This window comes from Cellulomonas endophytica, assembly GCF_004123805.1.
GTDB classification, from domain to species: domain Bacteria; phylum Actinomycetota; class Actinomycetes; order Actinomycetales; family Cellulomonadaceae; genus Cellulomonas; species Cellulomonas endophytica.
In genome coordinates, this window is sequence record NZ_RWJX01000021.1 from 36,394 (window position 1) to 61,448 (window position 25,055).

General features: G+C 77.2%; 24 protein-coding genes. 2 read left to right on the forward strand and 22 right to left on the reverse strand.

All coding sequences use genetic code 11. The features are described 5' to 3' along the window. Positions 1 to 80 precede the first annotated feature (80 nt). The 9 genes from EJA20_RS08510 to EJA20_RS08550 all read right to left on the reverse strand — a co-directional run bounded on the left by EJA20_RS08510 (position 81) and on the right by EJA20_RS08550 (position 6,148). Positions 81 to 407, reverse strand: coding sequence for a DUF2469 domain-containing protein (locus EJA20_RS08510; RefSeq protein ID WP_129337721.1), 327 nt, complete (start codon positions 405 to 407; stop codon positions 81 to 83). Continuing rightward, positions 404 to 1,399 carry a ribonuclease HII gene (locus EJA20_RS08515; RefSeq protein WP_129337722.1) on the reverse strand — a complete coding sequence of 332 codons (996 nt, stop codon included), beginning with the start codon at positions 1,397 to 1,399 and terminating at the stop codon, positions 404 to 406. Before EJA20_RS08515 ends, EJA20_RS08510 begins: the two co-directional genes overlap by 4 nt. 44 nt (positions 1,400 to 1,443) lie before the next feature. Beyond that, on the reverse strand, positions 1,444 to 2,412 hold the full coding sequence (gene lepB, locus EJA20_RS08520; RefSeq protein ID WP_420836420.1) for a signal peptidase I: 969 nt from the start codon (positions 2,410 to 2,412) through the stop codon (positions 1,444 to 1,446). Between the two features lie 99 nt (positions 2,413 to 2,511). Further along, a complete protein-coding gene (gene rplS, locus EJA20_RS08525) occupies positions 2,512 to 2,886 on the reverse strand; it encodes a 50S ribosomal protein L19 (protein WP_129337723.1) in 375 nt (124 codons plus the stop codon). A 175-nt stretch (positions 2,887 to 3,061) separates the two neighbouring features. After that, positions 3,062 to 3,865, reverse strand: coding sequence for a tRNA (guanosine(37)-N1)-methyltransferase TrmD (gene trmD / locus EJA20_RS08530; protein WP_129337724.1), 804 nt, complete (start codon positions 3,863 to 3,865; stop codon positions 3,062 to 3,064). 2 nt (positions 3,866 to 3,867) lie between these two features. Beyond that, positions 3,868 to 4,449 (reverse strand): ribosome maturation factor RimM, encoded by a 582-nt coding sequence (rimM, locus tag EJA20_RS08535; protein ID WP_129337725.1) that lies wholly within the window; start codon positions 4,447 to 4,449, stop codon positions 3,868 to 3,870. A 163-nt stretch (positions 4,450 to 4,612) separates the two neighbouring features. Further along, positions 4,613 to 4,849 (reverse strand): RNA-binding protein, encoded by a 237-nt coding sequence (locus EJA20_RS08540; protein ID WP_129337726.1) that lies wholly within the window; start codon positions 4,847 to 4,849, stop codon positions 4,613 to 4,615. Further along, complete coding sequence (rpsP, locus tag EJA20_RS08545; protein ID WP_129337727.1) at positions 4,849 to 5,277, reverse strand: 30S ribosomal protein S16; 429 nt, start codon at positions 5,275 to 5,277, stop codon at positions 4,849 to 4,851. Before rpsP ends, EJA20_RS08540 begins: the two co-directional genes overlap by 1 nt. A 205-nt stretch (positions 5,278 to 5,482) precedes the next feature. Next, on the reverse strand, positions 5,483 to 6,148 hold the full coding sequence (locus EJA20_RS08550) for a TetR/AcrR family transcriptional regulator C-terminal domain-containing protein (protein WP_129337728.1): 666 nt from the start codon (positions 6,146 to 6,148) through the stop codon (positions 5,483 to 5,485). Positions 6,149 to 6,245: 97 nt separating this feature from the next. Here EJA20_RS08550 and EJA20_RS08555 point away from each other — a divergent pair, with 97 nt between their 5' ends. Together EJA20_RS08555 and EJA20_RS08560 are read left to right on the forward strand one after the other, a co-directional pair. After that, positions 6,246 to 7,256, forward strand: a complete 1,011-nt coding sequence (locus tag EJA20_RS08555; RefSeq protein ID WP_205687422.1) for an NAD(P)-dependent alcohol dehydrogenase — start codon at positions 6,246 to 6,248, stop codon at positions 7,254 to 7,256. 138 nt (positions 7,257 to 7,394) lie between these two features. Beyond that, positions 7,395 to 8,756, forward strand: a complete 1,362-nt coding sequence (locus EJA20_RS08560; RefSeq protein ID WP_129337729.1) for an MFS transporter — start codon at positions 7,395 to 7,397, stop codon at positions 8,754 to 8,756. Between the two features lie 46 nt (positions 8,757 to 8,802). Here the strand turns inward: EJA20_RS08560 and EJA20_RS08565 are convergent, their stop codons facing one another. The 13 genes from EJA20_RS08565 to EJA20_RS19085 all read right to left on the reverse strand — a co-directional run. After that, entirely contained in the window at positions 8,803 to 9,924 is a 1,122-nt protein-coding gene (locus EJA20_RS08565) for an amidohydrolase family protein (protein ID WP_129337730.1), read from the reverse strand. 11 nt (positions 9,925 to 9,935) lie between these two features. Then, a complete protein-coding gene (gene ffh, locus EJA20_RS08570) occupies positions 9,936 to 11,525 on the reverse strand; it encodes a signal recognition particle protein (protein WP_129337731.1) in 1,590 nt (529 codons plus the stop codon). 107 nt (positions 11,526 to 11,632) lie between these two features. Then, positions 11,633 to 13,354: a [protein-PII] uridylyltransferase gene (locus EJA20_RS08575; protein WP_420836418.1), complete on the reverse strand. Its 1,722-nt coding sequence runs from the start codon at positions 13,352 to 13,354 to the stop codon at positions 11,633 to 11,635. Positions 13,355 to 13,499: 145 nt separating this feature from the next. After that, positions 13,500 to 13,841, reverse strand: coding sequence for a P-II family nitrogen regulator (locus tag EJA20_RS08580; RefSeq protein ID WP_129337732.1), 342 nt, complete (start codon positions 13,839 to 13,841; stop codon positions 13,500 to 13,502). Continuing rightward, positions 13,841 to 15,145 (reverse strand): ammonium transporter, encoded by a 1,305-nt coding sequence (locus EJA20_RS08585; protein ID WP_129337733.1) that lies wholly within the window; start codon positions 15,143 to 15,145, stop codon positions 13,841 to 13,843. Before EJA20_RS08585 ends, EJA20_RS08580 begins: the two co-directional genes overlap by 1 nt. 211 nt (positions 15,146 to 15,356) lie before the next feature. Next, positions 15,357 to 16,580 carry a signal recognition particle-docking protein FtsY gene (ftsY, locus tag EJA20_RS08590; RefSeq protein ID WP_420836421.1) on the reverse strand — a complete coding sequence of 408 codons (1,224 nt, stop codon included), beginning with the start codon at positions 16,578 to 16,580 and terminating at the stop codon, positions 15,357 to 15,359. A 99-nt stretch (positions 16,581 to 16,679) separates the two neighbouring features. Then, positions 16,680 to 17,036: a hypothetical protein gene (locus EJA20_RS08595; protein WP_129337735.1), complete on the reverse strand. Its 357-nt coding sequence runs from the start codon at positions 17,034 to 17,036 to the stop codon at positions 16,680 to 16,682. A 172-nt stretch (positions 17,037 to 17,208) separates the two neighbouring features. Then, positions 17,209 to 20,838 (reverse strand): chromosome segregation protein SMC, encoded by a 3,630-nt coding sequence (gene smc, locus EJA20_RS08600; RefSeq protein WP_129337736.1) that lies wholly within the window; start codon positions 20,836 to 20,838, stop codon positions 17,209 to 17,211. Between the two features lie 109 nt (positions 20,839 to 20,947). After that, positions 20,948 to 21,382 (reverse strand): nucleoside-diphosphate kinase, encoded by a 435-nt coding sequence (gene ndk, locus EJA20_RS08605; RefSeq protein ID WP_129337737.1) that lies wholly within the window; start codon positions 21,380 to 21,382, stop codon positions 20,948 to 20,950. Between the two features lie 69 nt (positions 21,383 to 21,451). Then, positions 21,452 to 21,880 (reverse strand): DUF4233 domain-containing protein, encoded by a 429-nt coding sequence (locus EJA20_RS08610; RefSeq protein WP_240675232.1) that lies wholly within the window; start codon positions 21,878 to 21,880, stop codon positions 21,452 to 21,454. A gap of 154 nt (positions 21,881 to 22,034) precedes the next feature. Continuing rightward, on the reverse strand, positions 22,035 to 23,747 hold the full coding sequence (locus EJA20_RS08615; RefSeq protein WP_129337738.1) for an MDR family MFS transporter: 1,713 nt from the start codon (positions 23,745 to 23,747) through the stop codon (positions 22,035 to 22,037). A gap of 137 nt (positions 23,748 to 23,884) precedes the next feature. Further along, on the reverse strand, positions 23,885 to 24,496 hold the full coding sequence (locus EJA20_RS08620) for a TetR/AcrR family transcriptional regulator (protein ID WP_129337739.1): 612 nt from the start codon (positions 24,494 to 24,496) through the stop codon (positions 23,885 to 23,887). Positions 24,497 to 24,610: 114 nt separating this feature from the next. Beyond that, positions 24,611 to 25,055, reverse strand: a 445-nt coding sequence (locus EJA20_RS19085) for an HPr family phosphocarrier protein (RefSeq protein WP_205687423.1), incomplete at its 5' end; no start/stop codon positions are given.

The window sequence follows — 25,055 nt, forward strand, 5'->3', positions numbered from 1 at the left end:
GCGCGATCGGGTCACCGCTGGGACCGACGAGGCCCGCCAGCAGGGCGGGCGACGGCGGGCGACGGCCCGCCGACGGCCCGTCAGCGGGACGGGAAGGCCGTGCCCTGGGTGAGGTCGAGCTCGGCCTTCGCCAGCTCCTCGACGTTGACGTCCTTGAACGTCACCACCCGGACCGACTTGACGAACCGCGCGGAACGGTAGACGTCCCACACCCAGGCGTCGGCGAGCGTCAGCTCGAAGTACACCTCGCCGGCCGCCGAGCGGACCTGCAGGTCCACGTGGTTGGCGAGGTAGAACCGGCGCTCGGTCTCCACGACGTACGAGAAGAGCCCCACGACGTCGCGGTACTCGCGGTAGAGCGCGAGCTCCATGTCCGTCTCGTAGTTCTCCAGGTCCTCGGCGCTCACGCGCCCATCATCCCCCATGCCGCGGGCCCGTCCGCCGCACCGGGCACGGCCCCGCCGGCCACGGCGGGACGGGGCGCCGCGGGGCCGGCCGTGGCAGGACCGGCCGCGCCAGGACCGGCCGCGCCAGGACCGGCCCCGGCGACGTCGGGCACGACGTCGGCCACGACCACACCCGGCAGCCGCCAGGACCGCCGGTGCCACGGTGACGGGCCGAGCCGCCCGAGGGCCGCGACGTGCTCCGGGGCGGCGTACCCCTTGTTCTCGGTCCAGCGGTACTCCGGGTGCTGGGGCGCGAGCTCGACCATGAGCGCGTCCCGCTCGCACTTCGCGAGCACGCTCGCGGCCGCCACGGAGGCGCACGAGCGGTCCGCCTTCACGCGGGTGCGCACGACCGGCACGGGCAGCGTGTCCGGCCAGAGCGCGAAGGGGTCGGCACCGGCCAGGGGCACGGGCAGGTCGGCGACGAGCGCCGCGAGGTCGTCCTCGTCGTCGGCCCCCGCGCCGTCCTCGGGACCCGGCTCGCCCTCGAGCCCCTCGTCGTCCTCGAACCCCACGTCCCCCTCGGACCCCGCGTCGCCCCCGCCGACGCGGCCGTCCGCGTCGACGGGGCCGTCGTCCACGGCGGGGACGGCGGCCCGCGGCGTCAGCCAGTCGTGCGACCCGTCGAGCAGCACGACGTCCACGGGACCGGCGACGGCGACCGCCGACCCCAGCGCACGCACCCCCGCCAGCCGCAGCGCGGCGATGATGCCCAGCGCGTCGATCTCCGCCGCGCTGGCGTGCCCCACGGCCCGCGCCACGCCCCAGCGCCGCAGCGCCGGCAGCAGGGCGGTGCGGGCGGCGGGCGTGAGCAGCTTCGAGTCCGCCACGCCACGCGGCGCCGTGCGCGTCGCGAGGTCGACGACGACGACGCCGACGCTGACCGGCCCGGCGAGCGAGCCGCGGCCGACCTCGTCCATGCCGGCGACCCGCACCGCTCCCGAACGCAGCATCGCCCGCTCGTGGCGCAGGTGGGGGCCGGGGCGCCCCGCGGGCCTCACGGCTCCGGGACCTCGGCGAACGTGCCGGAGGGGTTGCGCAGCACGGTGGCGCGGTCGAGCGGCCAGACGGTGACGAACGCGACGCCGACCACGTCCTCGACCGGGACGAAGCCGCCGCCGGCGCTGCCGAGGTTGTAGCGGGAGTCCGACGACTGCTGCCGGTTGTCCCCCATGACCCACAGCGACCCGTCGGGCACCACCTGGTCGAAGGCGATCTCGCTCGGCTGCGCGCCCGGCGCGAGGTACGGCTCGTCGAGAGGGACGCCGTTGACCGTCACCGGCGCCCCGGCGCCGGCGCTGGCCACCCGGTCCCCCGGCAGGCCGATGAGCCGCTTGACGAGGTGCTCGTCGGAGTCGGCCGGCAGCAGGCCGACCCAGGTCATGACCTCGCGCAGGAACCCCGGGTCGGCGTCCGGGTCGGGACCGCCCAGCCAGCCGCCCGGGTCGGAGAACACCACGATGTCGCCGCGGTGCAGGTCGAACGGGCCCGGCGTGAGCTTCGAGACGAGGATGCGGTCGTTCTCGACGAGGGTGTCGCTCATGGAGGGGCTCGGGATGTAGAAGGCCTGCACGAGCAGCGTCTTCACCAGCCAGGAGAGCACGAGCGCGCTCACGAGGATGATGGCGGTCTCCCGCAGCCAGGACAGCAGCCCGCGCCCCGCGCCGCGGTCGTCCGTGGCGGTCGCCTCGGCGTCCGGGTCCCCGCCGCCGTCGCGCTCGTCGGCGCCCGTGCCCGGCGGGAAGGACGGCGGCATCGCCGTGGCGTCGGCGTCCCCGTCCCGGGCGGCGCTCCCCGCGCCCGACGGGGCCGCGGCCTCGCGCGCCCCCGCGTCCTCGTCATGGGCCTGCCGCGGCCCCGGCAACGGGCCCGGCCGCGGCTCCCGGTCGGGCCGGCCGGCGGCGACCGTCGGGACGGGCCCCGAGCCGGCGCCCGGCTCCTCCGGCCCCCCGGCCGCGCGCTGCATCACGTCACCACTCTCCCACGGCTCGTCGGGTGCGGGCGCCGCACGCAGCACGGGCGGCCACCCGAGGGTGGCCGCCCGTGGCGGTGCGACGTGGGCCGGTCAGGCCTTCGCGGCCGCCTTCGCCGGGACCTGCTCGCGCTTCTCCTTGATCTTGGCCTTCTTGCCGCGGAGCGAGCGCAGGTAGTACAGCTTCGCGCGGCGGACGTCGCCGCGGGTGACCACCTCGACGGAGTCGAGCGAGGGGACGTGCAGCGGGAAGGTGCGCTCCACGCCGACGCCGAAGCTGATCTTGCGGACGGTGAAGGTCTCGCGGACGCCGTCGCCGTGGCGGCGGATGACGACGCCCTGGAACGCCTGGACGCGGGAGCGGTTGCCCTCGACGACCTTGACGTTCACCTTGAGCGTGTCACCGGGGCGGAAGTCCGGGATGTCCGTCCGCAGGGACGGCGCGTCGACCTGGTCGAGCGTCTGCATGGTGGTTCCGTCTCTCGTCCGTGCCGCAGGTCAGGACGTCGTCCGGGGCGCAGCGGCGCCCGTGTGGTCGTGGTCGGTGGCGGGCCGCGGCCGGCGTCGTGGACACCGGTCCCGGCGGGTCGTCGGTCGTCTCCCCTGCGGCAGAGACGCGACCTGCACGCGCACCAGCGGGCAACTATGCCACAGCGTCGGGGCCCCGGGACACCCGGCCGTCGACGACAGACCAGCCGAGCCGGGCGAGCACCGCGAGGTCCGCGCGGTCCAGCGTCGCGGGGTCGAGCGCGGCGACGAGGTCCGGCCGGCGCTCGGCCGTCCGCTCCAGCGCCCGGTCCCGGCGCCACCGCTCGACGCGCCCGTGGTGCCCCGACAGCAGCACCTCGGGGACCTCGAGGCCCTCCCACGTCGGCGGCTTCGTGTAGACGGGGTACTCCAGCAGCCCCGCCGCCCCGTGCGACTCCTCGACGAGGGACGCCGGGTTGCCGACGACGCCCGGCAGCAGCCGCACGACGGCCTCGACGACGACGAGCGCCGCCGCCTCCCCGCCGTTGAGCACGTAGTCCCCGATGCTCACCTCGCTGACGCGGTGGCGGGCGCCGACGTGCTCGGCCACCCGGGCGTCGATGCCCTCGTAGCGGCCGCACGCCAGGACGAGGTGGCCGTCACCCGCCAGCTCCTCCGCCATCCGCTGCGTGAAGGTCCGGCCCGACGGGGTCGGCACCAGCAGGTGCGCGTCGACGGGCTCCCCCGGCGCCGGGCGCATCACCTCGTCGAGCGCCGCGCCCCACACGTCCGGGCGCATGACCATGCCCGCGCCCCCGCCGAAGGGGGTGTCGTCCACCGTGCGGTGGCGGTCGTCGGTCCAGTCGCGCAGGTCGTGCACGCGCAGGTCCAGCAGGCCCGTGCGCCGCGCCTTGCCGACGAGCGAGAGGTCCAGCGCCTGCAGGTACGCGGGGAAGATGGAGACGACGTCGATGCGCACGCTCAGGCCGTGCCCTCGTCGCCCTCGTCGCCGGTGGTCCCCGTGCGCCCCACGGTCTCCTCCGACACGACGAGGTTCGCCGCGTCGGAGGCCAGCAGGCCGCCGGGCGGGTCGAGCACGACGCGCCCGCCCGGCACGTCGACGACGGGCACGATCGCGCGGACGAACGGCACGAGGGTGCGGGCGCCGTCGGGCTCGCGCAGCACGAGCGCGTCGTGCGCGGGCAGGTGCTCCAGGCCGACGACCTCGCCCAGGACGCGGCCGTCGACGTGCTCCGCCCGCAGCCCCGCCAGCTCGTACGGGTACCAGGCGTCCTCCTCGTCGGAGGCCTCCGTCTCCACGACGAGCTCCGTGCCGGCGAGCGCCTCCGCCGCCGTGCGGTCGGACGCCTCGGCGAACGTGACGTACCAGCGGCCGTGCTGCACGCGGGTGCGGCTCACCGTGAGGGGTCCGCGGGAGGCGGGCTCGGCGACGAGCACCGTGCCGACCGCCAGCCGCTCCTCGGGCAGGTCCGTCCGCAGGTCGAGCGCCACCTCGCCGCGCAGGCCGTGCGCGCGTCCCACGCGTGCCACCGTCAGCCGCATCCGTGCCTCCAGGTCCGGGACGCGCCGTGCGCGCCCTGCCAGTGTGCCCGCCCGTCGTCGACGGGTCGGTCGTCCGCCGGCCCCGGGCGCGGCGGAGGCCCGGCCCCCTGGGGGACCGGGCCTCCGTCCTGCCCGTCGCGCGCCGTGCGTCCCGCAGCGCGGGTCAGCGTCGGTCGACGTCCACGACGTCGACCCGGACCGGACCGTTCGCGAGCGCGCCCACGACCGTGCGCAGCGCCTTCGCGGTCCGTCCGCTGCGGCCGATGACGCGGCCGAGGTCCTCGGGGTGCACGTGCACCTCGAGGAGCTCGCCGCGGCGGCCGTCGGAGTGCTCCACGCGGACGTCGTCCGGGTGGTCGACGATGCCCCGCACGAGGTGCTCGAGCGCGTCGCCGAGCATCAGGCCTGCTCGTCCTCGGCCGGCGCGTCGGCCGGGGTCTCGACCGCGGCGGCGGCCTTCTGCTCCGAGGCCCGCGCCTTGGCCTTCTCGGCGTCGGCGGCGACGGCGTCGACGGCCGCCTTCGCGTCGGCCTTGCCGGCCTTCGTGCGCAGCGTGCCCTCCTGGCCCGGCAGGCCCTTGAACTTCTGCCAGTCGCCGGTGATCTTCAGCAGCACGCGGACCTGCTCGGTCGGCTGCGCGCCGACACCGAGCCAGTACTGCGCGCGGTCGGAGGTGATCTCGATGAACGAGGGCTCCTCCGTGGGGTGGTACTTGCCGATCTCCTCGATGACGCGACCGTCGCGCTTCGTGCGGGAGTCGGCGACGACGATGCGGTAGTACGGCGCGCGGATCTTGCCCAGGCGCTTGAGGCGGATCTTCGTGGCCACGGTGTGGTGTTCTCCTGAGGTCTGCTGGTGTGGTCCCGCGGCGCGCGCCCAGTGGGGTGCGGGCGGACGACGGGGGGCCGGGGACACGACGGGCGCAGGTAGAGGGGCTGCGGGCCGACGAGTACAGCCGGCCATTCTGCCAGACGTCGGGCCCCTGCCCCAACCGCGTCCGGCACGGCACCCGCGGGGGCCGTGCCGGAGGCCTCTACGGCCGTGCCGCGTCCGCCGCCCGCCGCTGCTCGAGCGCGTCCAGGAGCAGGTCCAGGCCCCAGCCGAACTCCGCCCGGTGGTCGTAGCCGGGCGCCAGCACGTGCTCGGCGAGCAGCTCGCCCAGGTGCGGCCACCGGCCGGCGGGGAACGCCGCGAGCATCCCCGGCGCCATCGCTGCGGCCTCCGCCCCGGTCTCGAACGGCAGCGAGGCGTCCTGGAGGGCCGAGCCGTAGACGTAGGCGTCGAGGGCGGCGAAGGCGTGCGCCGCGAGCGCCACGTCGAAGCCGCCGGCGCGGAGCACCCCCAGGACCGCGTCGTGCCCGTCGAGGGTCGCCGCGCCCGGCGTGGCGCGCGACTCCAGCAGCGGCGCGGCCCACCGGTGGCGGTCGAGGGCGGCGCGCAGGCGGACGCAGCGGTGGCGCAGGGCCTCCCGCCAGCCGTCGCCCTCCGGCGGCCCGACCTCGGCGAAGACGGCGTCGACCATGGCGTCGAGGAGCGCGTCCTTGCCCGGCACGTGGTGGTAGAGGGACATCGCCTCCACGCCGAGCTCGCGGCCGAGCGCGCGCATGGTGAGCGTCTCGACGCCGCCCGCGTCGGCCAGGCGGACCGCCGCATCGACCACGCGCTCGCGCGTCAGCGCCCCGCCCCGCGTCCGCGCCATCCCCGACCTCCTGCCGCCCTTGACCGCCTTACGCCGTAAGCCTAGTGTCCCTTACGACGTAAGGCAGCAGCGGCACGGCGACGAGGACGAGGACGACATGGCGACGACGCAGGCCGGGCCCGTCCCGGCGACGATGGTGGCGCTCGTGCAGGACCGGTGGGGCGACGACCCGCGCGCCGTGCTCCGTGCGGCGGAGGTGCCGGTCCCCCGTCCCGGTCCGGGCGAGGTGCTCGTCCGGGTGCGGGCGGCGGGGCTCGACCAGGGGACGTGGCACCTGCTGGCCGGCCTGCCGCTGCCCGTGCGGCTGGGCGCGGGGCTGCGGCGGCCGCGCGCGGCGAACCCGGCCCGGGCGCTCGCCGGCGAGGTGGCCGCCCTCGGGACGGGCGTCACCGGGCTCGCGGTCGGGGCGAGGGTGCACGGCTCCGGCACCGCGACGCTCGCGCCCTTCGCCGTCGCCCGCGCCGACCGGCTCGCGCCGCTGCCGGCCGGCCTCGACGCGGTCCCGGGCGCCGCGCTGCCGATCAGCGGCGCCTCGGCGCTGCAGGCCGTCCGCGACGTCGCCGCGGTGAGGCCCGGGGAGCGGGTGCTCGTCGTCGGGGCCGCGGGCGGGGTCGGGCACCTCGCGATGCAGGTCGCCGTCGCGCTCGGGGCGGAGGTCACGGGCGTGTGCCGGCCGGAGGCCGCCGACCTCGTGCGGTCCCTCGGGGCGGGCCGGGTCGTCGACCGCTCGCGGGACGACCTGCGCGACGGCGGCCCCGCCTACGACGTCGTCGTCGACACGGGCGGGCACCGCCCGCTGCGGTCCCTGCGCGCCGCCCTGACGCCGCGGGGGCGGCTCGTCGTCGTCGGCAGCGAGACCGGCGGCCGGCTGCTCGGCGGGCTCGACCGCACGCTGCGGGCCGCCCTCCTCTCGCCGTTCGTCGGCCAGCGGCTGGGCACCTTCGTCGGGAGCGAGCGGGGCACGCTCCTGGCCGGGCTGGACGAGCTCGTCACCGCCGGGCAGGTGCGACCGGTCGTCGCCGACGTCCTGCCGCTGGCGGCGGCGGCCGACGGCCTGGCACGCCTGCGCGCCGGGGGCGTGCACGGCAAGCTCGTCGTCACGCCCTAAGCCGCACGCGGCGGGGCGGGCGGGGACCGCGCCGCCCGGGCGGGCCGCCACCGCCGGCGCGCGATAGCCTCGCCGCCGCCCCGGGGCCGGCCGGACGGACGGGCCGGACCAGCCGGGCGGGGCGTCGGAGGGGACGGCGTGACGCAGGACGGGGACCGCACGGTGCGGGACGTCGCGGTGCCGCGGCGCACGCACCTCGTCGACGTCACGCCGCTGCGCGCGAGCCCGGCGTTCGCCCGGATGTGGGCGGGGACGGCGGTGTCGACGGTCGGCACGCAGATGACCGTGGTCGCCGTGGGCCTGCACGTCTACGAGCTCACGCGCTCGACGCTGGCCGTGTCCGGCGTCGGCCTGGCGGCGCTCGTCCCGACGGTGCTCGCCGGCCTGTACGGCGGCGTGCTCGCCGACGCCCTCGACCGCCGCCGCGTCCTCCTCGTCGCCGCGGTCGTGGCCTGGTGCTCCACGGCCGCCATCGCCGCGCTGGCGTGGGCCGGCAGCGAGGGCGTGGTCGCGCTGTACGCCCTCATGGCGCTCACCGCGACGGCGGGCACGGTCCTCGGCGCCACCCGCATGGCCGTGGTGCCCCGGCTGCTGCCCGCGGAGCTCCTGCCCGCCGCCGCCGCGCTCGGCGGGATCACCGGCGGGCTCGCCGTGACGGCCGGCCCGGCGCTGGCGGGCGTCCTCGTCGCCTCCGTCGGGTTCCCCCTCACCTACACCGTCGACGTGCTGCTCTTCCTCGGCGCGTTCCTCGGGATCGTGCAGCTGCCGTCGGTGCGGCCCGAGGGCGAGCGCGTGCGCGCCGGGCTGGGCTCCGTGCTCGACGGGCTGCGGTTCCTGCGGACCGCGCCGAACGTGCGCGCGTCGTTCGTCGCCGACATCGCGGCGATGGCGCTGGCGCAGCCCCGGGTGCTCCTCCCCGCGGCCGGGGCGGCCGTCCTCGGCGGCGGCGCCGTCACCGTCGGCGTCCTCACCGCTGCGGGCGCCGTCGGGGCCGTGCTGTCCGGGCTGCTGTCCGGCCGCCTGACGGGCACCCGCCGCCAGGGCGTCGCCATCGCCCGCGCGATCCAGGTCTACGGGCTCGCGGTCGCCGGCTTCGGGGTGGTGCTCGCCGTCGCCACGGCGACCGCCGCACCGGGCGGCGGGGGCGGCGGGGGCGGCACGGTCCTCACCGCGGCCGGCCTGCGTCCCGTCCCCGTGGCCGCAGCCGCGCTGCTGCTGGCCGTCGCGGGCGCCGCCGACAACGTCTCGTCCATCTTCCGCCAGGCCGTGCTCCAGCAGGCCGTCCCCGACCGGCTGCGCGGCCGGCTCCAGGGCATCTTCGTCGTCGTCGTGACCGGCGGGCCGCGCGTCGGCGACCTCTGGAGCGGCGTGCTCGCCACCGTGCTGGCGCTGTGGCTCCCGCCGCTGCTGGGCGGGCTGCTCGTCGTCGCCGCGCTCGCGCTCCTGCTGGCCCGCCAGCCGGGCTTCCGCGCCTACGACGCGCGCCGCCCGACCCCCTGAGCGGACCGGCCGAGCCCCGGGACCCGGGCCGTGGGCGCGCGCGCCGTCAGCGCACGCGCCGCCCGCGCAGCACGACGGCCGTGGGTGCGCCGAGCACGCCCACGTCGACCCGCGGGTCCGCGGGCAGCACGACGAGGTCCGCCGGGTCGCCCTCGTCGAGGGACGGCGCCCCCAGCCAGGCCCGGGTGCGCCAGCTCGCCGCCGCGACGACCTCCGCCGGCGGCAGCCCCGCCCGGACCATCTCCGCCATCTCCTGGACGACGAGACCGTGGCCGAGGGTGCCGCCCGCGTCCGTCCCGACGAGCACCCGCACCCCGGCGTCGTGCAGGTCGCGCACGTGCTGGTACCGCCGCGCGTGCATCGCCCGCATGCGCGCCGCGAAGCGCGGGTAGCGCGCCTCCCCCTGGGCGGCGATGCGCTCGAACTGCGCGACCTGGAGCAGCGTCGCCGTCACGGGGACGCCCGTCGCCGCCATCCGCGCGATGTGCCCGGCGTCCGCGCCGGTGGCGTGCTCGAGCCCGTCGACGCCGGCGTCGAGCAGGTCGTCGAGCGACTCCGTGGCGAAGGTGTGCGCCGTCACCCGCGCGCCCTCGGCGTGCGCGGCGGCCACGGCCTCGACGAGGACCTCCCGCGGCCACAGGGGGCGCAGGTCGCCCTCGGGCCCGAGGTCGCGGTCGATCCAGTCCGCGACGAGCTTGACCCAGCCGTCCCCGCGCCGGGCCTCCTCCGCCACCGCCGCCGGCAGGTCGGCCACGCTGTCGAGCTCGCGGGCGTAGTGGCGCAGGTAGCGCCGCGGCCGCGCGAGGTGGTGGCCCGCGCGGACCAGCCGCGGCAGGTCGTCCTCCGCGTGCACCCAGGAGGTGTCGGCCGGGGAGCCCGCGTCGCGGACGAGGAGGACGCCGCTGTCGCGGTCGGCCTCCGCCTGCGCGCGGGCGGTGGCGCGGTCGACCGCCCCGTCCGCCGCGAGCCCGATGTGGCAGTGGACGTCGACGAGGCCGGGCAGCACCCACCCCTCGAGCACCGCGTCGACGGGGGCCGCCGGGCGGGCGTACGTGATCCGCCCGCCGACGACCCAGGCCTGGCCGGCCTCGTCCTCGTCGCCCCGCACGACCGTCCCGCGCAGGTGCAGGACGGGCGCGTCGAGCGCCGCGGGGCCGGGCCCGGCCACCCGCACCGCCCTCAGCGCCCGCCGAGGAAGCGGTCGAAGCCGGCGGGCAGCTGGAGGTCCGCCGCGTCCGCCTCCGGCGCCGGCGCCGGCGCCAGCCCGAACGCCGAGCCGGCCGGGGCCGCGGGACGCTGACCGCCGAGCCGCTCCTGCTCCGCCCGCTTGGCGGGGTTGCCGCTCTTGGCCTTCGCCTTCTTCGCCGGGGCGGCCGTCCGGCCCCGGGCCTTCTTGCCGGAGCCCGGCAGGCTGCCCATGCCGCCCATCCCGGGCATGCCGCCGCCGCGCGCCATGGTGCGCATCATCGTCTGGGCCTGGGCGAACCGGTCGAGCAGGCCGTTGACGTCGGCCGGCGTCACGCCGGAGCCCTTCGCGATCCGGGCGCGGCGCGAGCCGTTGATGATCTTGGGGTTGTCCCGCTCCCCCGGCGTCATCGACCGAATGATCGCCTCGATGCGGTCGACCTCGCGCTCGTCGAAGTTGTCCAGGGCCTCGCGCATCTGCCCCATGCCCGGCAGCATCCCGAACATCTTCTTGATGGACCCCATGTTGCGCAGCTGCTGCATCTGCACGAGGAAGTCCGCCAGCGTGAAGTCCTGGCCGCTGACGAGCTTGCCCGCCATCTTCTCGGCCTGCTCGGCGTCGAACGCCTTCTCGGCCTGCTCGATGAGGGTGAGCACGTCGCCCATGTCGAGGATGCGCGAGGCCATGCGGTCGGGGTGGAAGACCTCGAAGTCCGTGAGCTTCTCGCCCGTGGACGCGTAGAGGATCGGCCGCCCCGTCACGCTCGCGACGGACAGCGCCGCACCGCCGCGCGCGTCGCCGTCGAGCTTGGACAGCACGACGCCGGTGAAGCCCACGCCGTCGGCGAACGCCTGCGCGGTGGTGACGGCGTCCTGGCCGATCATCGCGTCGATGACGAAGAGCGTCTCGTCGGGCTGGACGGCCTCGCGGATCGCCGCGGCCTGCGCCATGAGCTCGGCGTCGATGCCGAGGCGGCCGGCGGTGTCGACGATGAGCACGTCGTGGTGGCGGCGGTGCGCCTCGGCCAGACCCTCGCGGGCCACGCCGACGGGGTCGGCGCCCGAGGGCAGCGTCTCCTCGTGGCCCTGGTTGCCCGGGTGGGGCGCGAAGACCGGCACGCCCGCGCGCTCCCCGACGACCTGGAGCTGCGTGACGGCGTTGGGCCGCTGCAGGTCCGCGGCGACCAGGAGCGGCGTGTGCCCCTGCCCCTTGAGGTGCAGCGCCAGCTTGCCGGCGAGCGTCGTCTTGCCGGCGCCCTGGAGGCCGGCGAGCAGGATGACCGTCGGCGGCGTCTTGGCGAACCGCAGGGTGCGGGTCTCCTTGCCGAGGATGCCGACGAGCTCGTCGTTGACGATCTTGACGACCTGCTGCGCCGGGTTGAGGGCGCCGCTCACCTCGACCGACAGCGCGCGCTCGCGCACCGCGCCGGTGAACGCGCGCACGACCGGGACGGCGACGTCCGCGTCGAGCAGGGCACGCCGGATCTCGCGGACCGTCGCGTCGATGTCGGCCTCGGTGAGCCGGCCCTTCGTGCGCAGGTTCCGGAAGGTCGAGGTCAGCCGGTCCGACAGCGAGGCGAACACCGCGGGCTCCTCCTGGGGTGGGGCGTCGGCACCGGGTCCGGTGCGTCGGGGACGGTCGGGGGGCGCCGGGCGGGCCGGCCGTCGCACCGACGGCGCACGCCCGGGCCCTACGCCCCCCTCAGGGTACCCGTCAGCCGCTGCCGGGCCCGGTCCGTCAGGTCGTCGACGAGCCGCCCGCGCCACGCGCTCCACGCCTGCGGCCCCGCCGCCGACGCGTCGGCCTCCGTGAGGGCCCGCAGCACCTCGAGCAGCGCCGGCCGGTGGTCGACCGCAGCGAGCAGCCGCTCCACCGTCGCCGGGTCGTCGGGGTCCTGGGTCGTCGCGAGCTCGGAGAGCGTCAGGTGCTCCCGCACGAGCCGGGTCACGTCGGCCACGACGGGCTCGTCGAACCCCATCCGCCGGACGATCGGCCCGACGAGGCGCGCGCCGGTGACGCTGTGGTCCCCGGCCCCGGCCCGCTTGCCGATGTCGTGCAGGACCGCCGCCACGAGGAGGGTGTCCCCGAGCTCGAGCACCTTGCGGTCGCGCGCGGCGCGGGCGGCGGTCTCGACGAGGTGCCGGTCGACGGTGTGGCGGTGCACGGGCGAGCGCTGGGGCCGGTTGCGCACGCCGGCCCACTCCGGGATCCAGGTCGTGACGACCCCGGCGAGGTCGAGCGCCTCCCAGACGGGCACCTGCGCGGGGCCGGAGCCGAGGAGCTGCAGCAGGTGCGTGCGCGCGGCCCGGGGCCAGGGCTCCGGCAGCGGCGGGGTCACCTCCAGGCTCGCCACGGTCACCGGGGACAGGGCCAGCCCCGTCCGGGCGGCGGTCGCGGCGGCGCGCAGGGACAGCACGGGGTCCTCGGCCGGGCGCGCGTCGACCGCGAGGACGATCTCGCCGTCGTGCTCGACGAGGCCCTCCGCGATCGTCCGCAGCCGCGGCGCGGTCCCCCGCCGGCGCGCCAGCAGCGCGGCCCGCGCCGGGCGGGCGAGGGCCTGCCGGGCGTTGCGGACGGTCGTGTCGAGGGCGTAGGAGATGATCCGCCCCGCCTCGGCGATGGAGGCGAGCAGGTCGTCGCGGTCGTCGAAGCCCGCGCGGGCGGCGACCTCGTCCTGGTCGGCCAGCCCCAGGCGGGTCGTGCGGCGGCGCGTGACGACCTGGAGGGTGTCGCGGACGTCGAGGAGGTGCGCGGAGGCGGCGTCGACGGCCCCGTGGGGACGGTCGGTCAGCCAGGTGGCCGCCAGCGCCGAGAGCACCACGGCGTCGCGGATGCCGCCCCGGGCCTCCTTGAGGTCGGGCTCGATGAGGTACGCGAGCTCGCCCGAGCGCTCCGCGCGCTGCCGGGCGGAGGCGAGCAGCTCGGGCAGGCGGCGGCGGGCGGCGTCGCGCCAGTCCTCGCGCAGGGCCGCCAGGGCCCGCTGCACGACCACCGCGTCGCCGGCCACGGGGCGCAGGTCGAGCAGCCCGACGGCGGCCGGCAGGTCCTTCGAGGCCACCTGGCGGCACTGCGCCACGGACCGCACCGAGTGGTCGAGGTCCAGCCCCGCGTCCCACACGGGGTACCAGAGGCGCTGCGCGAGCTCCGCGAGGCTGTCGGCGGAGTGCCCACGGCCCTCGTGGACGAGGAGCAGGTCGAGGTCGCTGGAGGGGCCGGCGTCGCCGCGGCCCGTGCTGCCCACGGCGCCCAGAGCGACGCCCGCCGTGTCCAGGTCGGCCGTCGCCTCCGCCCAGTGCTCCGCGAGGCGCCGCACGACGAGGTCGACGACGGCGGTGCGCCGGGCGACGCCGTCCGAGCCCGGCCCCGTCATCGCCGTGGCGAGCTCCAGCCGTTCCGTGCGGAGGTCCCGCACCCCGGTGCGGGGGTGCGGGACCTCGGGGCCGGCCGACGGGCCGGCCGCGCCCGACGGCCCGGACGGCCCCCCGGCGGGGCCGCCCCCCGGCACGCCCGGGGCGGGCGGCCGGGGGGCGTCCGGCGGGTGGGTCGTCACGGGCGCGTCAGAGGGCGTCGGCGCCGTGCTCGCCGGTGCGGACGCGCGCGACGTCCTCCACCGGGACCACCCAGACCTTGCCGTCGCCGATCTTGCCGGTCTGCGCGGCCTTCACGACCACGTCGAGCACGCCGGGGGCGTCCTCGTCGGCCACCAGGACGTCGATCTTCACCTTGGGCACGAGGTCCACGGTGTACTCCGCACCGCGGTAGACCTCCGTGTGCCCCCGCTGGCGGCCGTAGCCGCTGGCCTCGCTCACCGTGAGGCCGCGGACGCCCGCCGCCTCGAGGGCCGACTTCACGTCGTCCAGCCGGTGCGGCTGGATGACCGCCTGCACGAGCTTCGTCATCACTTCACCTCCGTCACGACACGGGACCCGCCGAGGGTCTCGTAGGCCGACTCACCGTGCACCGACTGGTCGATCCCGCCGACCTCGATCTCCTCCGGGGCGCGCACGCCGATCGTCGCCCGCAGGACGAGCGCGATGACGTAGGTGGCCACGAACGAGAACACGACCGCGATGAGCGCCACGACGACCTGCGTCACCAGCTGGGTGGCACCGCCGCCGTAGAAGAGGCCGTTGAGGGCGCCGTCGGGGTACCAGGTGGCGTTGGCGTCCGTGGCGAAGAGCCCGATGAGGACCGTGCCGACGAGACCGCCGACGAGGTGCACCCCGACGACGTCGAGCGAGTCGTCGTAGCCGAACCGGTACTTCAGGCCGACCGCCAGGGCGCAGAGCACGCCGGCGACGAGGCCGATGACGATCGCGCCCCACGTGTCGACGGCCGCGGCCGCCGGCGTGATGGCCACGAGGCCCGCGACGATGCCGGAGGCGGCGCCGAGCGAGGTGGCGTGGCCGTCGCGGACCTTCTCCGTCACGAGCCAGGCGAGCATCGCCACGGCCGTGGCGACGACGGTGTTGACCCAGGCGCGGCCGGCCGTGGCGTCCGCCGCGAACTCCGAGCCCGCGTTGAAGCCGAACCAGCCGAACCACAGCAGGGCGGCGCCCAGCATGACGAAGGGCAGGTTGTGCGGGCGCATCGGCTCGCGGCCGAAGCCCTTGCGCCTGCCGAGGACCAGGGCGAGCGCGAGGCCCGCGGCGCCGGCGTTGATGTGCACGACCGTGCCGCCGGCGAAGTCGATGGGGACCGACAGCGCCTCGGCGATGGCGCCCGCACCCGACAGGTGCCCGCCGCCCCAGACCATGTGGGCCATGGGGATGTAGACCAGCGTCGCCCAGACGCCCGCGAAGACCATCCACGAGCCGAACTTCATGCGGTCGGCGACGGCGCCGGAGATGAGCGCGACCGTGATGATCGCGAACGTCGCCTGGTAGCCGGCGGCGACGAGGAACGGCACGCCCGTCGCGGCCATGAGGGAGCTCTCGTCGGAGGCGCCCTGCAGGCCGAAGAACTCGAACGGGTTGCCGAAGAGCCCGAGGTAGTTGCCGGATCCGAAGGTGGCCGAGTACCCGTACAGGACCCAGATGAGGCTGACGAGGCCGAGGGCCCCGAAGCTCATCATCATCATGTTGAGCACGCTCTTGCCGCGCACCATGCCGCCGTAGAAGAACGCCAGCGCGGGCGTCATCAGCAGCACGAGCGAGGCCGCCAGGATCATGAACGCGGTGTTGCCGCTGTCCAGTTCGAACATGGGTCGCCCTTCTCGCAGGCCAGGGGGAGGGATGTCCTGTCGGCGACAAACATCGGGGAGCGGCGTTTCCCCCGGGGACGCGCGGCGTTACAGGGGTGTGACAACGGGCCCCCCCGCGTAAACACTGGGTTTCCGCGGCCTCTCGGCGCCCCCGTGCCGCCCGGCGTTCACCCGCACAGGTGAGCGGCCGGCCGGGCGCCGGGGCGTGGCCTCAGCCCTCGAGGAGCCCGTCGACGAAGGCCTCGGGGTCGAAGGGCGCGAGGTCGTCGGGGCCCTCCCCCAGGCCGACGAGCTTCACCGGCACCCCGAGCTGGCGCTGGACGGCCACGACGATGCCGCCCTTGGCCGTGCCGTCGAGCTTCGTCAGGACGATGCCCGTGACGCCCGCGACCTCCCCGAACACCTTCGCCTGCTGCAGGCCGTTCTGGCCCGTCGTCGCGTCGAGGACGAGGAGCACCTCGGACAGCGGCGCCTCGCGGGTGAGCACCCGCGTGATCTTGCCGAGCTCGTCCATGAGGCCGGCCTTGTTCTGCAGGCGGCCGGCGGTGTCGACGAGCACGACGTCCGCACCGGTCGTGCGGCCCGTGCGCACGGCGTCGAAGGCGACCGCCGCGGGGTCGGCGCCGTCCCGGTCGGAGCGCACCGTCGGGACGCCGACGCGCGAGCCCCAGGTCTGGAGCTGGTCCGCGGCGGCGGCGCGGAAGGTGTCGGCCGCGCCGAGCACCACCGTGCGGCCCTCCGCGACGAGGACCCGGGCGAGCTTGCCCACGGTCGTCGTCTTGCCGGTGCCGTTCACCCCGACGACGAGCACGACCGCCGGCACGGGCGAGCCGTCCTCCGCCGTGGTCGGTGCCGTGGCCAGCGAGCGGTCCAGGGACGGGTCGACGAGGGCCAGCAGCTCCTCGCGCAGGACCGTGCGGGCGGCGCCGGGGTCCCGGACGCCCTGCACCCGCAGGCGCGTGCGCAGCGCGTCGAGCAGCTCGCCCGTGGGGCCCGCGCCGACGTCGGCGAGCAGGAGGGTCTCCTCCAGCTCGTCCCAGTCGTCCTCCGTGAGGTGGTCGCGGGACAGGACCGTCAGCAGGCGCGAGCCCAGCGGCGAGCCCGAGCGGGCGAGGCGCTCGCGCAGCCGGGTCCAGCGCCCCGCGACGGGGGCGGGCACCTCCAGCGGCGGGGCGGCGAGCACGTCCTCGTCGAGGGCGGGGTCGTCGGGCGCGAGCGGCGGCGCCCCCGGGGCGTCGGCCGTCGGCGGGACGGGCGGCAGCACCGTGGCGCCGGAGGGCCGGTCGGGCGCGAGGGTGGTCGTGCCGCCGGAGGGGCGGTCCTCGGGGCGGGGCGGGGCGCCGCGGCCACGCCGGCGGAGCAGGACGGCCGCCGCCGTCACGACGGCCGCGGCGGGCAGTCCGACGGCGAGCAGCTCGGGAAGGAGGTCCTCGATCACGCGCCCAGTGTGGCGGGTCCGCGTCCGCGTCCGGTAACCGGTGCGTCGTCACGCGGGGCCGTCGGCGGCCGGGCGGCGGCCGCCGGGCGGGTGCGGTCAGCCGCGGCGGACGTGCGCGACGAGGTCGGTCGTGCGCTCCTGCACGCGCTCCGTGGCCTTCTGCAGGCCGGCGGCGAGCTCGTCGACGCGCAGGTAGGCCTCGCCGCGTTCCGTCGTGGCGCGCAGGAGGTCGGCGAGGGACACGTCGACGGGCTCGGCCTCGGCCTCGGCGGTCACCGGCGCGGGCGCCGCGGCGGCGGGGGTGCCGCGACGGCGGCGGCGCACCTCCGCGAGGGCGGCGCGCAGGGCGGGCAGGGGGCGCTGCCCCTCGTCGTCGACGAGGAGGGCGGCCACGCCCACGAGGACCGCGGCGGCGACGAGCAGGACGAGGAGGAGGGTGAGAGCGATGGCCACACCCCATGATCGGCACGTCCGCGCCCGGCGATGACCCGGGCGTGCCGTCGGTGCCGATCCGTCACCGAACCTCCACACCCGCACCCGTCCGCGCACGTCCGCCGCCCGGGGAGCCGCACCGCGAGCCGCGCGCGGGCGGCCGGGGGCGTCGTCGGCGCGGCCGGCCCCCTCCTCAGGCGCCGGCCGCCGCCGGTTCCCGCAGGCGCTGGGAGATGACGGTGGTGACGCCGTCCCCGCGCATCGTCACGCCGTAGAGGGCGTCGGCGATCTCCATCGTCCGCTTCTGGTGCGTGACGACGATGAGCTGGGAGTCCTCCTGGAGCTCGCGGAAGATCTCCAGCAGCCGCCCGAGGTTCGTGTCGTCGAGGGCCGCCTCCACCTCGTCCATGACGTAGAACGGGCTCGGCCGGGCCTTGAAGATCGCCACGAGGAGGGCCACGGCGGTGAGGGACCGCTCCCCGCCCGAGAGCAGCGACAGCCGCTTGACCTTCTTGCCCGCCGGCCGGGCCTCCACCTCGATGCCGGTGGTGAGCATGTCGTCCGGGTCGGTGAGCACGAGCCGCCCCTCGCCGCCCGGGAACAGCCGGGGGAACACGCGGTCGAACTGCGCCGCCGTGTCGGCGAACGCCTCGGCGAACACGCGCTCCACGCGCTCGTCGATCTCCTTCACGATGTCGAGCAGGTCCGAGCGCGAGCGCTTGAGGTCTGCGAGCTGCTCCGTGAGGAACCGGTGCCGCTCCTCCAGCGCGGTGTACTCCTCGAGGGCGAGCGGGTTGACCTTGCCGAGCTGCGCGAGCGCGCGCTCCGCCGAGCGCAGCCGCTTCTCCTGCTCCGCCCGCACGTACGGCACGGCCGTCGGGGCGCCCTCCGCGGGCGTCTCCCCCGGGGGCAGCACCACGGGGACGTCCCGGTCGGGGCCGAACTCCTCGAGCAGCACGTCGGGGTCGAGGCCGAGGTCCTCCACCGCCCGGGCGCGCAGCGCCTCCACGCGCAGCGTCTGCTGGGTGCGGGCGACCTCGTCGCGGTGGGCGGCGTCCGTGAGCTCGGCGAGCTCCCGCGCCAGCGCGTCCACCTCGGCCCGGCACGCGACGAGCGCCGCGTCGCGCTCCGTGCGGGCGGCCTCGGCGGCATCGCGCTCCGACGCCGCGGTGGCGAGGGAGCGCTCGAGCACGCCCAGCACCCGCTCGGCGCCGTCGTGGACCGCCGCCGCGACCCGCGCCTGGGTGCGGCGCGCCCGCTCCCGCTCGGCGGCGCGCGCCCGGGCGGTGCGCTCGCTCTCGGCTGCCCGCTCCAGGCCCGCGGCGCGGCCGGCGAGGGCACGGGCGCGCTCCTCGCTCGTGCGCAGCGCCAGCCGCGCCTCCGTCTCGCGCGTCCGCGCCCCGGTGGCGACGGCGGACAGCTCGTCCCGCCGCCGGCTGTCCTCGACGATCCGCGCCTCGCTCTCCTCGGGTGCCACGTCGGCGGCGGCGAGGCGCTCGGCGAGCGCGGCGAGCTCGGCCCGGCCCTCGTCGAGCCCCGTCGTGGCCGCGGCGAGGGAGGCGCGGACGCGCTCGGCCTCGGCGCGGGCGGAGCGCGCCGACGCGCCGAGGTGCCCCAGCCGCTCCGCGACGGCCGCGAGCGCCGCGTCCGACTCGTGCAGCCGCTCCAGCGTGGCCTCGTGCTCGGCACGGGCCCCCTCGAGGCGTTCGGTCGCGCCGGACAGCCCGAAGCGCAGCCGCTCCGCGGTGGCCGCCGCGGCCGCCGCGCCCTCCCGGGCCGCGTCGTGCGCGGACTGCAGGTGCAGGGCGCTCGGTGCGGTCGCGGAGCCGCCTACGGCCCGGTGGCGCCCGAGCAGGTCCCCGGCCCGCGTCGCGACGACGAGCCCGGGCCGCTCGGCCACGAGGGCGCGGGCGCGCGCCAGGTCCTCCACGACCGCCACCCCCGCCAGCACGTCCGCCACCGCCTCGTGCACGGCCGGCGGCGCCTGCACGAGGTCGACGGCGCGGTCGGCGTCGGCCGGCAGGTCCTCGGTGAGCTGCTGCAGCGCCCTGCGCGCCGCGCCCCCGGCGGCGTCGTCCGGCCCCGCCCCGCCGCCGCCGGGGCCCTCGCCGGTCCCCACGAGCAGGGTCGCCCGTCCCGCGTCCTGCAGGCGCAGCCACCGCAGCGCGTCGACGGCGGCGTCGACGGACTCCACCGCGACGGCGTCCGCGACGGGTCCGAGGGCGGCGACGACGGCCTCCTCGTCGCGCTCGGCGACCCCCAGCAGGGCGGCCACGGTGCCGAGGGTGCCGCGCAGGTCGTCCGCGGCCAGCAGGGCGCCCGCGCCGTCCTTGCGCGTGAGGCTGAGCTCGAGCGTCTCCGCCCGCGCGGTCAGCGCCGTGCGCTCGCGCTCGGCGTCCGCCAGCCGGGCCCGCAGGTCCTCGACGGCCTCGCGGGCCTCGTCGTGCGCGGCGGTCGCCCGTTCGTGCGCGGCGTCGAGGTCCTCCTCGCCCTCCTCGACGTCGACCGCCTCGGCCTCGAGCGCGGCGAAGGCCGTCGTCGCCTCGGCGTGGCGGCGCTCGGCCGCGACGAGGGACTCCTGCAGCCGCCCGAGCTCGGCCTCCGTCGCCTCGACGCGGCTGCGCCGGGCCGCCACCTGCCCGGCCAGGCGGGCGACGCCCTCCCGCCGGTCCGCCGCCGCGCGCAGCGCCGAGGCGAGCGCGCGCTCGGCCCCGGCCGCGGCGTCCTCCGCCTCCTGCCGCGCGGCGACGGCCCTCTCCAGGGCCGCCCGGGACGCCGCGACCTCGGCGAGCAGCTCGGCCTCCGCGCGACGGGCCCGCTCCGCCTGCGCGTCGAGCTCGTCGGGGTCCTGGCCCCCGGTCCGCGCGGGCTCGGCCGAGCCGAGCAGGCGCACCCGGTCCGCGGCGAGGGAGGCCGTGCCGCGCACGCGCTCGCGCAGGGCCGACAGGCGGTACCACGTGTCGTTCGCCGCGCCGAGGGCCGGCGCGGCCTCCGCCGCCGCCCGCTCGAGGCCTGCCAGCCGCTCGCGCGCCGCCGCCAGGCCGGCCTCGACCTGGGTGCGCCGGGCCACGAGCGCCGACTCGTCCGCCAGCTCCGCCTCGAGCGTGGCCTGGAGCTGGGCGAGGTCGTCCGCGAGCAGGCGCGCCCGCGCGTCGCGCAGGTCGGACTGCACGGTGGCGGCCCGGCGCGCCACCTCCGCCTGGCGCCCCAGCGGGCCGAGCCGTCGCCGCAGCTCGCCGGTGAGGTCGCCCAGGCGCGTGAGGTTGCCCTGCATCGCGTCGAGCTTGCGCAGGGCCTTCTCCTTGCGCTTGCGGTGCTTGAGGACGCCCGCGGCCTCCTCGACGAAGCCGCGGCGCTCCTCGGGGGTGGCCCGCAGGACCGCGTCGAGCCGGCCCTGCCCGACGATCACGTGCATCTCCCGGCCGAGGCCCGAGTCCGACAGCAGCTCCTGGATGTCCAGGAGGCGGCAGGCCTGCCCGTTGATGGCGTAGTCGGACCCGCCGTTGCGGAACAGCGTCCGCGAGATCGTCACCTCGGTGTAGTCGATCGGCAGCGCGCCGTCCGTGTTGTCGATCGTCAGCGCGACCTCCGCCCGGCCCAGCGGGGGCCGGCCGGTCGTCCCGGCGAAGATGACGTCCTCCATCGTGCCGCCGCGCAGCGACTTGGCGCCCTGCTCCCCCATGACCCAGGCCAGCGCGTCGACGACGTTGGACTTGCCCGAGCCGTTGGGGCCGACGACGCACGTGATGCCCGGCTCGAGGTCGAGGGTCGTCGCCGAGGCGAACGACTTGAACCCCCGCAGGGTGAGCGTCTTCAGGTGCACGGCCCGACCCTACGGCCGCCCCCGGACGCGACGGCGCCCCCGCCCCGAGGACGCGCGCCGGGGCGGGCGTCCTGCAGGGCTGGGGGCGTCCCGTGCGGGTGCCGGACGGTCAGAGCGCGGGGAACCAGAGCCCGATCTCCCGCGCGGCCGACTCCGGCGAGTCGGAGCCGTGGACGACGTTCTCGATGAGCGCGCGGCCCGTGTCGTGGGCCAGGTCCCCGCGGATGGTGCCCGGGGCGGCCGTCGTCGGGTCGGTCGCGCCCGCGAGGGAGCGGAAGCCCTCGATGACGCGGTGGCCCTCGACGACCGCGGCGAGCACGGGGCCGCTGCTCATGAACTCCACGAGCGCGGGGAGGAACGGCTTGCCCGCGTGCTCGGCGTAGTGCTCCTCGAGCAGCTCCGGGGACGCGGTGCGCAGCTCGGCGGCCACGAGGGTGTAGCCCTTGGCCTCGACCCGGCGCAGCACCTCGCCGGAGAGGCGGCGCCGCACGCCGTCGGGCTTGACCAGGACGAGGGTGCGCTGGGGCGCCGGGGTGTCGCTCATGGCGCACACCCTAACGGCGGGGGCGCGGCCGCCCGGCGCGGTCCCGGCACCCGCGCGGGTGATCCGCGGTCAGCGCCGGCGCGGGGTCGGCGGCGGGGGCACCGCGTCCGGGTTCGCCGCGTCGAACGCCGCCCGCTCCCGGTCGATCCGGCCGCCGAGCCGCAGCGAGACGACCCAGAGGACGACGAAGACGCCGCCGGCGACGAACATCATGGGCAGCCACAGGCCCGTCGCGAGGACGAGCAGCTGCGCGGCGGAGCCGAGCACGTAGCCCCCGGGCCGCCCGACGAGGCCCGACAGCACCACGAGGAGCGCCGCGAGGCCGAGGCCGGCCCCCCACACGGCGCCCTGGCCGAGGTCGAGCTCGCCCGCACGCGACAGCCCGGACGCGACCATCGCCGCGAACACCAGCACGAACGCCTCGAGGACCAGCATCGTCTGCGTGAACTGGGGCTTCGCGGGGCGCTTGCGCCGCACGGTGGTGGTCGGCGTGCTCACCCGGCCCAGGCTACCGGCCGCCCCGCCCGCCCCCGCGGTCCGCCCCGCCTGCTCTCAGCCCCCCGACGAGAGGCCTCCTCCGGCCGCTCCCCGCGGCCGCCGAGCGGCCGGGACCGGCACCTCGTCGGGAGGGCGGGGACCGGGACCCGTCGGGTCAGCGGTCGGTCGTGGTGTCCCGGTCGCCGACGAGGACCTCGCGCCCGTCGCCCACGGCGGGCGACTGGCCGCCGACGGTCGCGGCCGCGCCCGTGGCGCCGTCGGCCCCCGTCGTCGCCGCGGTGTACGCGACGGCCTCGCCCCGGGCGACCATGCCGGCCTCGTCGGAGAGCTTCACCTCGCGCAGGAAGAGCGCGAGCACCAGGCCGACGAGGATGAGCGGCACGAGCAGCCAGAACGCCGGCGCGAGGGCGTCGGCGAAGGCCTCCACGACCCCGGCGCGCAGCGGCGCGGGCAGGGCGTCGACCGCGGCGGGCGTCAGGCCCGACGGGGACGCGGAGCCCTCGGCACCGGCCGGGACGCCGGCGAACACCGTCTCGAGGCGGTCGGTCAGGCGCGAGGTGAACAGGGTGCTGAACACCGCGGTGCCGACGGCGGCGCCGATCTCCCGGAAGAAGTTGTTCGCGCTCGTCGCGGTCCCGATCTCGTGCGGGTCCACGGAGTTCTGCACCGCGAGCACGATCGTCTGCATGACGAGGCCGAGGCCGGCGCCGAGCGTGAAGATCATGGCGCCGAACAGGACCATCGAGATCTCGCCCGTCAGCCGCGTGAGCCACACGAGCCCGAGCGCGGTGATCGCCAGGCCGGCGACGGGGAAGACCTTGTAGCGGCCGGTCCGGGTGATGGCGATGCCGGAGAGGATCGCCGTGAGCATGACGCCGACCATCATCGGCAGCATGAGGAAGCCGGACTCCGTGACCCCGGCACCCGTCGACATCTGCAGGAACGTCGGCAGGAAGGACAGCGCGGAGAACATGCCCATGCCGAGCACGAGGCCGATGAGCGTGGCGATCGTGAAGGTGGGGTTGCGGAACAGGCGCAGCGGCAGGACGGGCTCCTCGGCGCGCCGCTCCACGAGGACGAACGCCCCGATCGCGAGGAGCGTGCCGATCACGAGGCCGGAGAGGCGGGCGTCGGACCAGTCGTAGCCCTCGGCGCCGGACCAGGAGTCCCACGAGGTCGACAGGACGAGGCCGGACGTGCCGAGCACGAGCAGGACGATGCCGGGGACGTCGAGGCGGCGGTCGGAGCGGTGGCTGGGCAGCTTGAGCGTGCGCCAGGCGACGACGAACGCCGCGATGCCGATCGGCACGTTGATCCAGAAGCACCAGCGCCAGTCGAGGTGGTCCGTGAACAGGCCGCCGAGCAGCGGCCCGACGACCGCCGCGATCCCGAAGAGGGCGCCCATGGGGCCCATGTACTTGCCGCGCTCCCGCGCCGGGACGATGTCGGCGATGATCGCCTGCGACAGGATCATGAGGCCGCCGCCGCCGAGGCCCTGGACGCCGCGCCACGCGACGAGCTCGCCGAAGGACTGCGCCATCGCCGCGCCGGCGGACGCCACGGTGAACAGCCCGATCGCGACGAGGAACGGCCAGCGCCGGCCCCACAGGTCGCCGAACTTGCCGTAGAGCGGCATGACGATCGCGATCGCGAGGATGTAGATCGTCACGACCCAGCCCTGGTGCTCCACGCCCTGGAGCTCGCCCACGATCGTCGGCATCGCCGTCCCGACGATGGACTGGTCGAGGGAGGACAGGAACATGCTGGCCATGAGGGCGCCGAAGATGAGCCAGACGGTGCGCGGCGTCAGGACGACGAGCCGCCCGTCGCCGTCGGCCGGGGCCGGTTCGCGGACTGCGGTGGACATGCGTGGGACCTCGGGTCTGGGAGGGCCCGCGGGCGCGGGCGGGGGCGGAGGGGTCGGGCAGGACCGCCGCCACGGGGGCGGCGGGAGATGTCGGCGTCGGGGGACGCGGGGCCGGCGGGGTGGCCGGCGGGCTCGGGCTACTCCGTCAGGAGCGCACGGAGCTCGGCCAGGACGGGCAGCACGTGCTCGCCGGGCGGGTGGGCGGGGTCGGCGTCGTACCGCTGGAAGGCGGCGTGCGCGAGCGTGAGGGCGAGCACGGACGCCGTGGCGGCGCGGTGCGGGTCGTCCCCCACCCGCTGCGCGACGAGCGCGACGAGCTCGTCCTTGTGCCGGTCGAGGAGCACGAGGTGGCGCTGCAGCAGCCGCGGCTCCGTGCGCGCGAGGGCCATCCCCCGGGCGACCCGGCCGAGGTCGCCGACCCCGGCGGAGAGCACGCCGGCGACGAGGTGCCCGAGGTCGTCCGCGAGGCCGCCGGTCGGGCCGCCCCCGACGAAGGCCCCGGCGAGCGCGGGGTCGAGGGACCACGGCGCGTGCGCGAGCACGGCGTCGTCCTTGGCCTCGAAGTAGTTGAAGAAGGTCCGCGACGAGACGCCGGCCGCCTCGCACACGGCCTCGACGGTGACGGCGTCCAGCCCGCGCTCCTCGACGAGGGTCTGCGCGGCGTCGACGAGCGCGGCACGGGTGGCGGCCTTCTTGCGCTCGCGCAGGCCGGGGCCGGCGGGCGTGGTGAGGGTCGCGACGTTCTGCACGAGACGCAAAGTTACACCCGCTGCACGTTTCGGGGGTGCCACTCCGGTGTGACCCCCGTCTCGCCCCCGCCGGGACGGGCGCTCCTGGAGCACCCGTCGCCCGGACGACCCGACCTACGCCTCCCCGAAGCCCGACTCGACCATCGTGACGAAGGCGTCGACCGCCTCCCGTGCCTGCGGGCCCGTCCCCTGGACCTCCAGGCGCTGCCCGCCCGTGGCACCGAGCTTCATGAGGGCGATGACGGAGGCCGCGTTCGCGCCCTCGACGAGGACCCGCGCGTCGAAGCCCGCCATGGAACGCGCGAGCACCGCCGCCGGCCGGGCGTGCAGGCCCAGCGGGTTGCGCACCGTGACGGACGCGCGGACGACGTCCGCCGCGGCGTCGCCGGCCCCGCCGGACGGCGCGGCCTCCTCCGCCGCGGACTCCGTGACGACCGCGCCGGGTCCGGGGTCCGGTGCACCGGCGGCGTCCGCGGGACGGCCGGGCGGGGCCTCGTCCGCGCCGCCCCGTGCGGCGGTGCCGCCCGCGCCGGGCGGCGCGGCCAGGTCCGCGACCTGC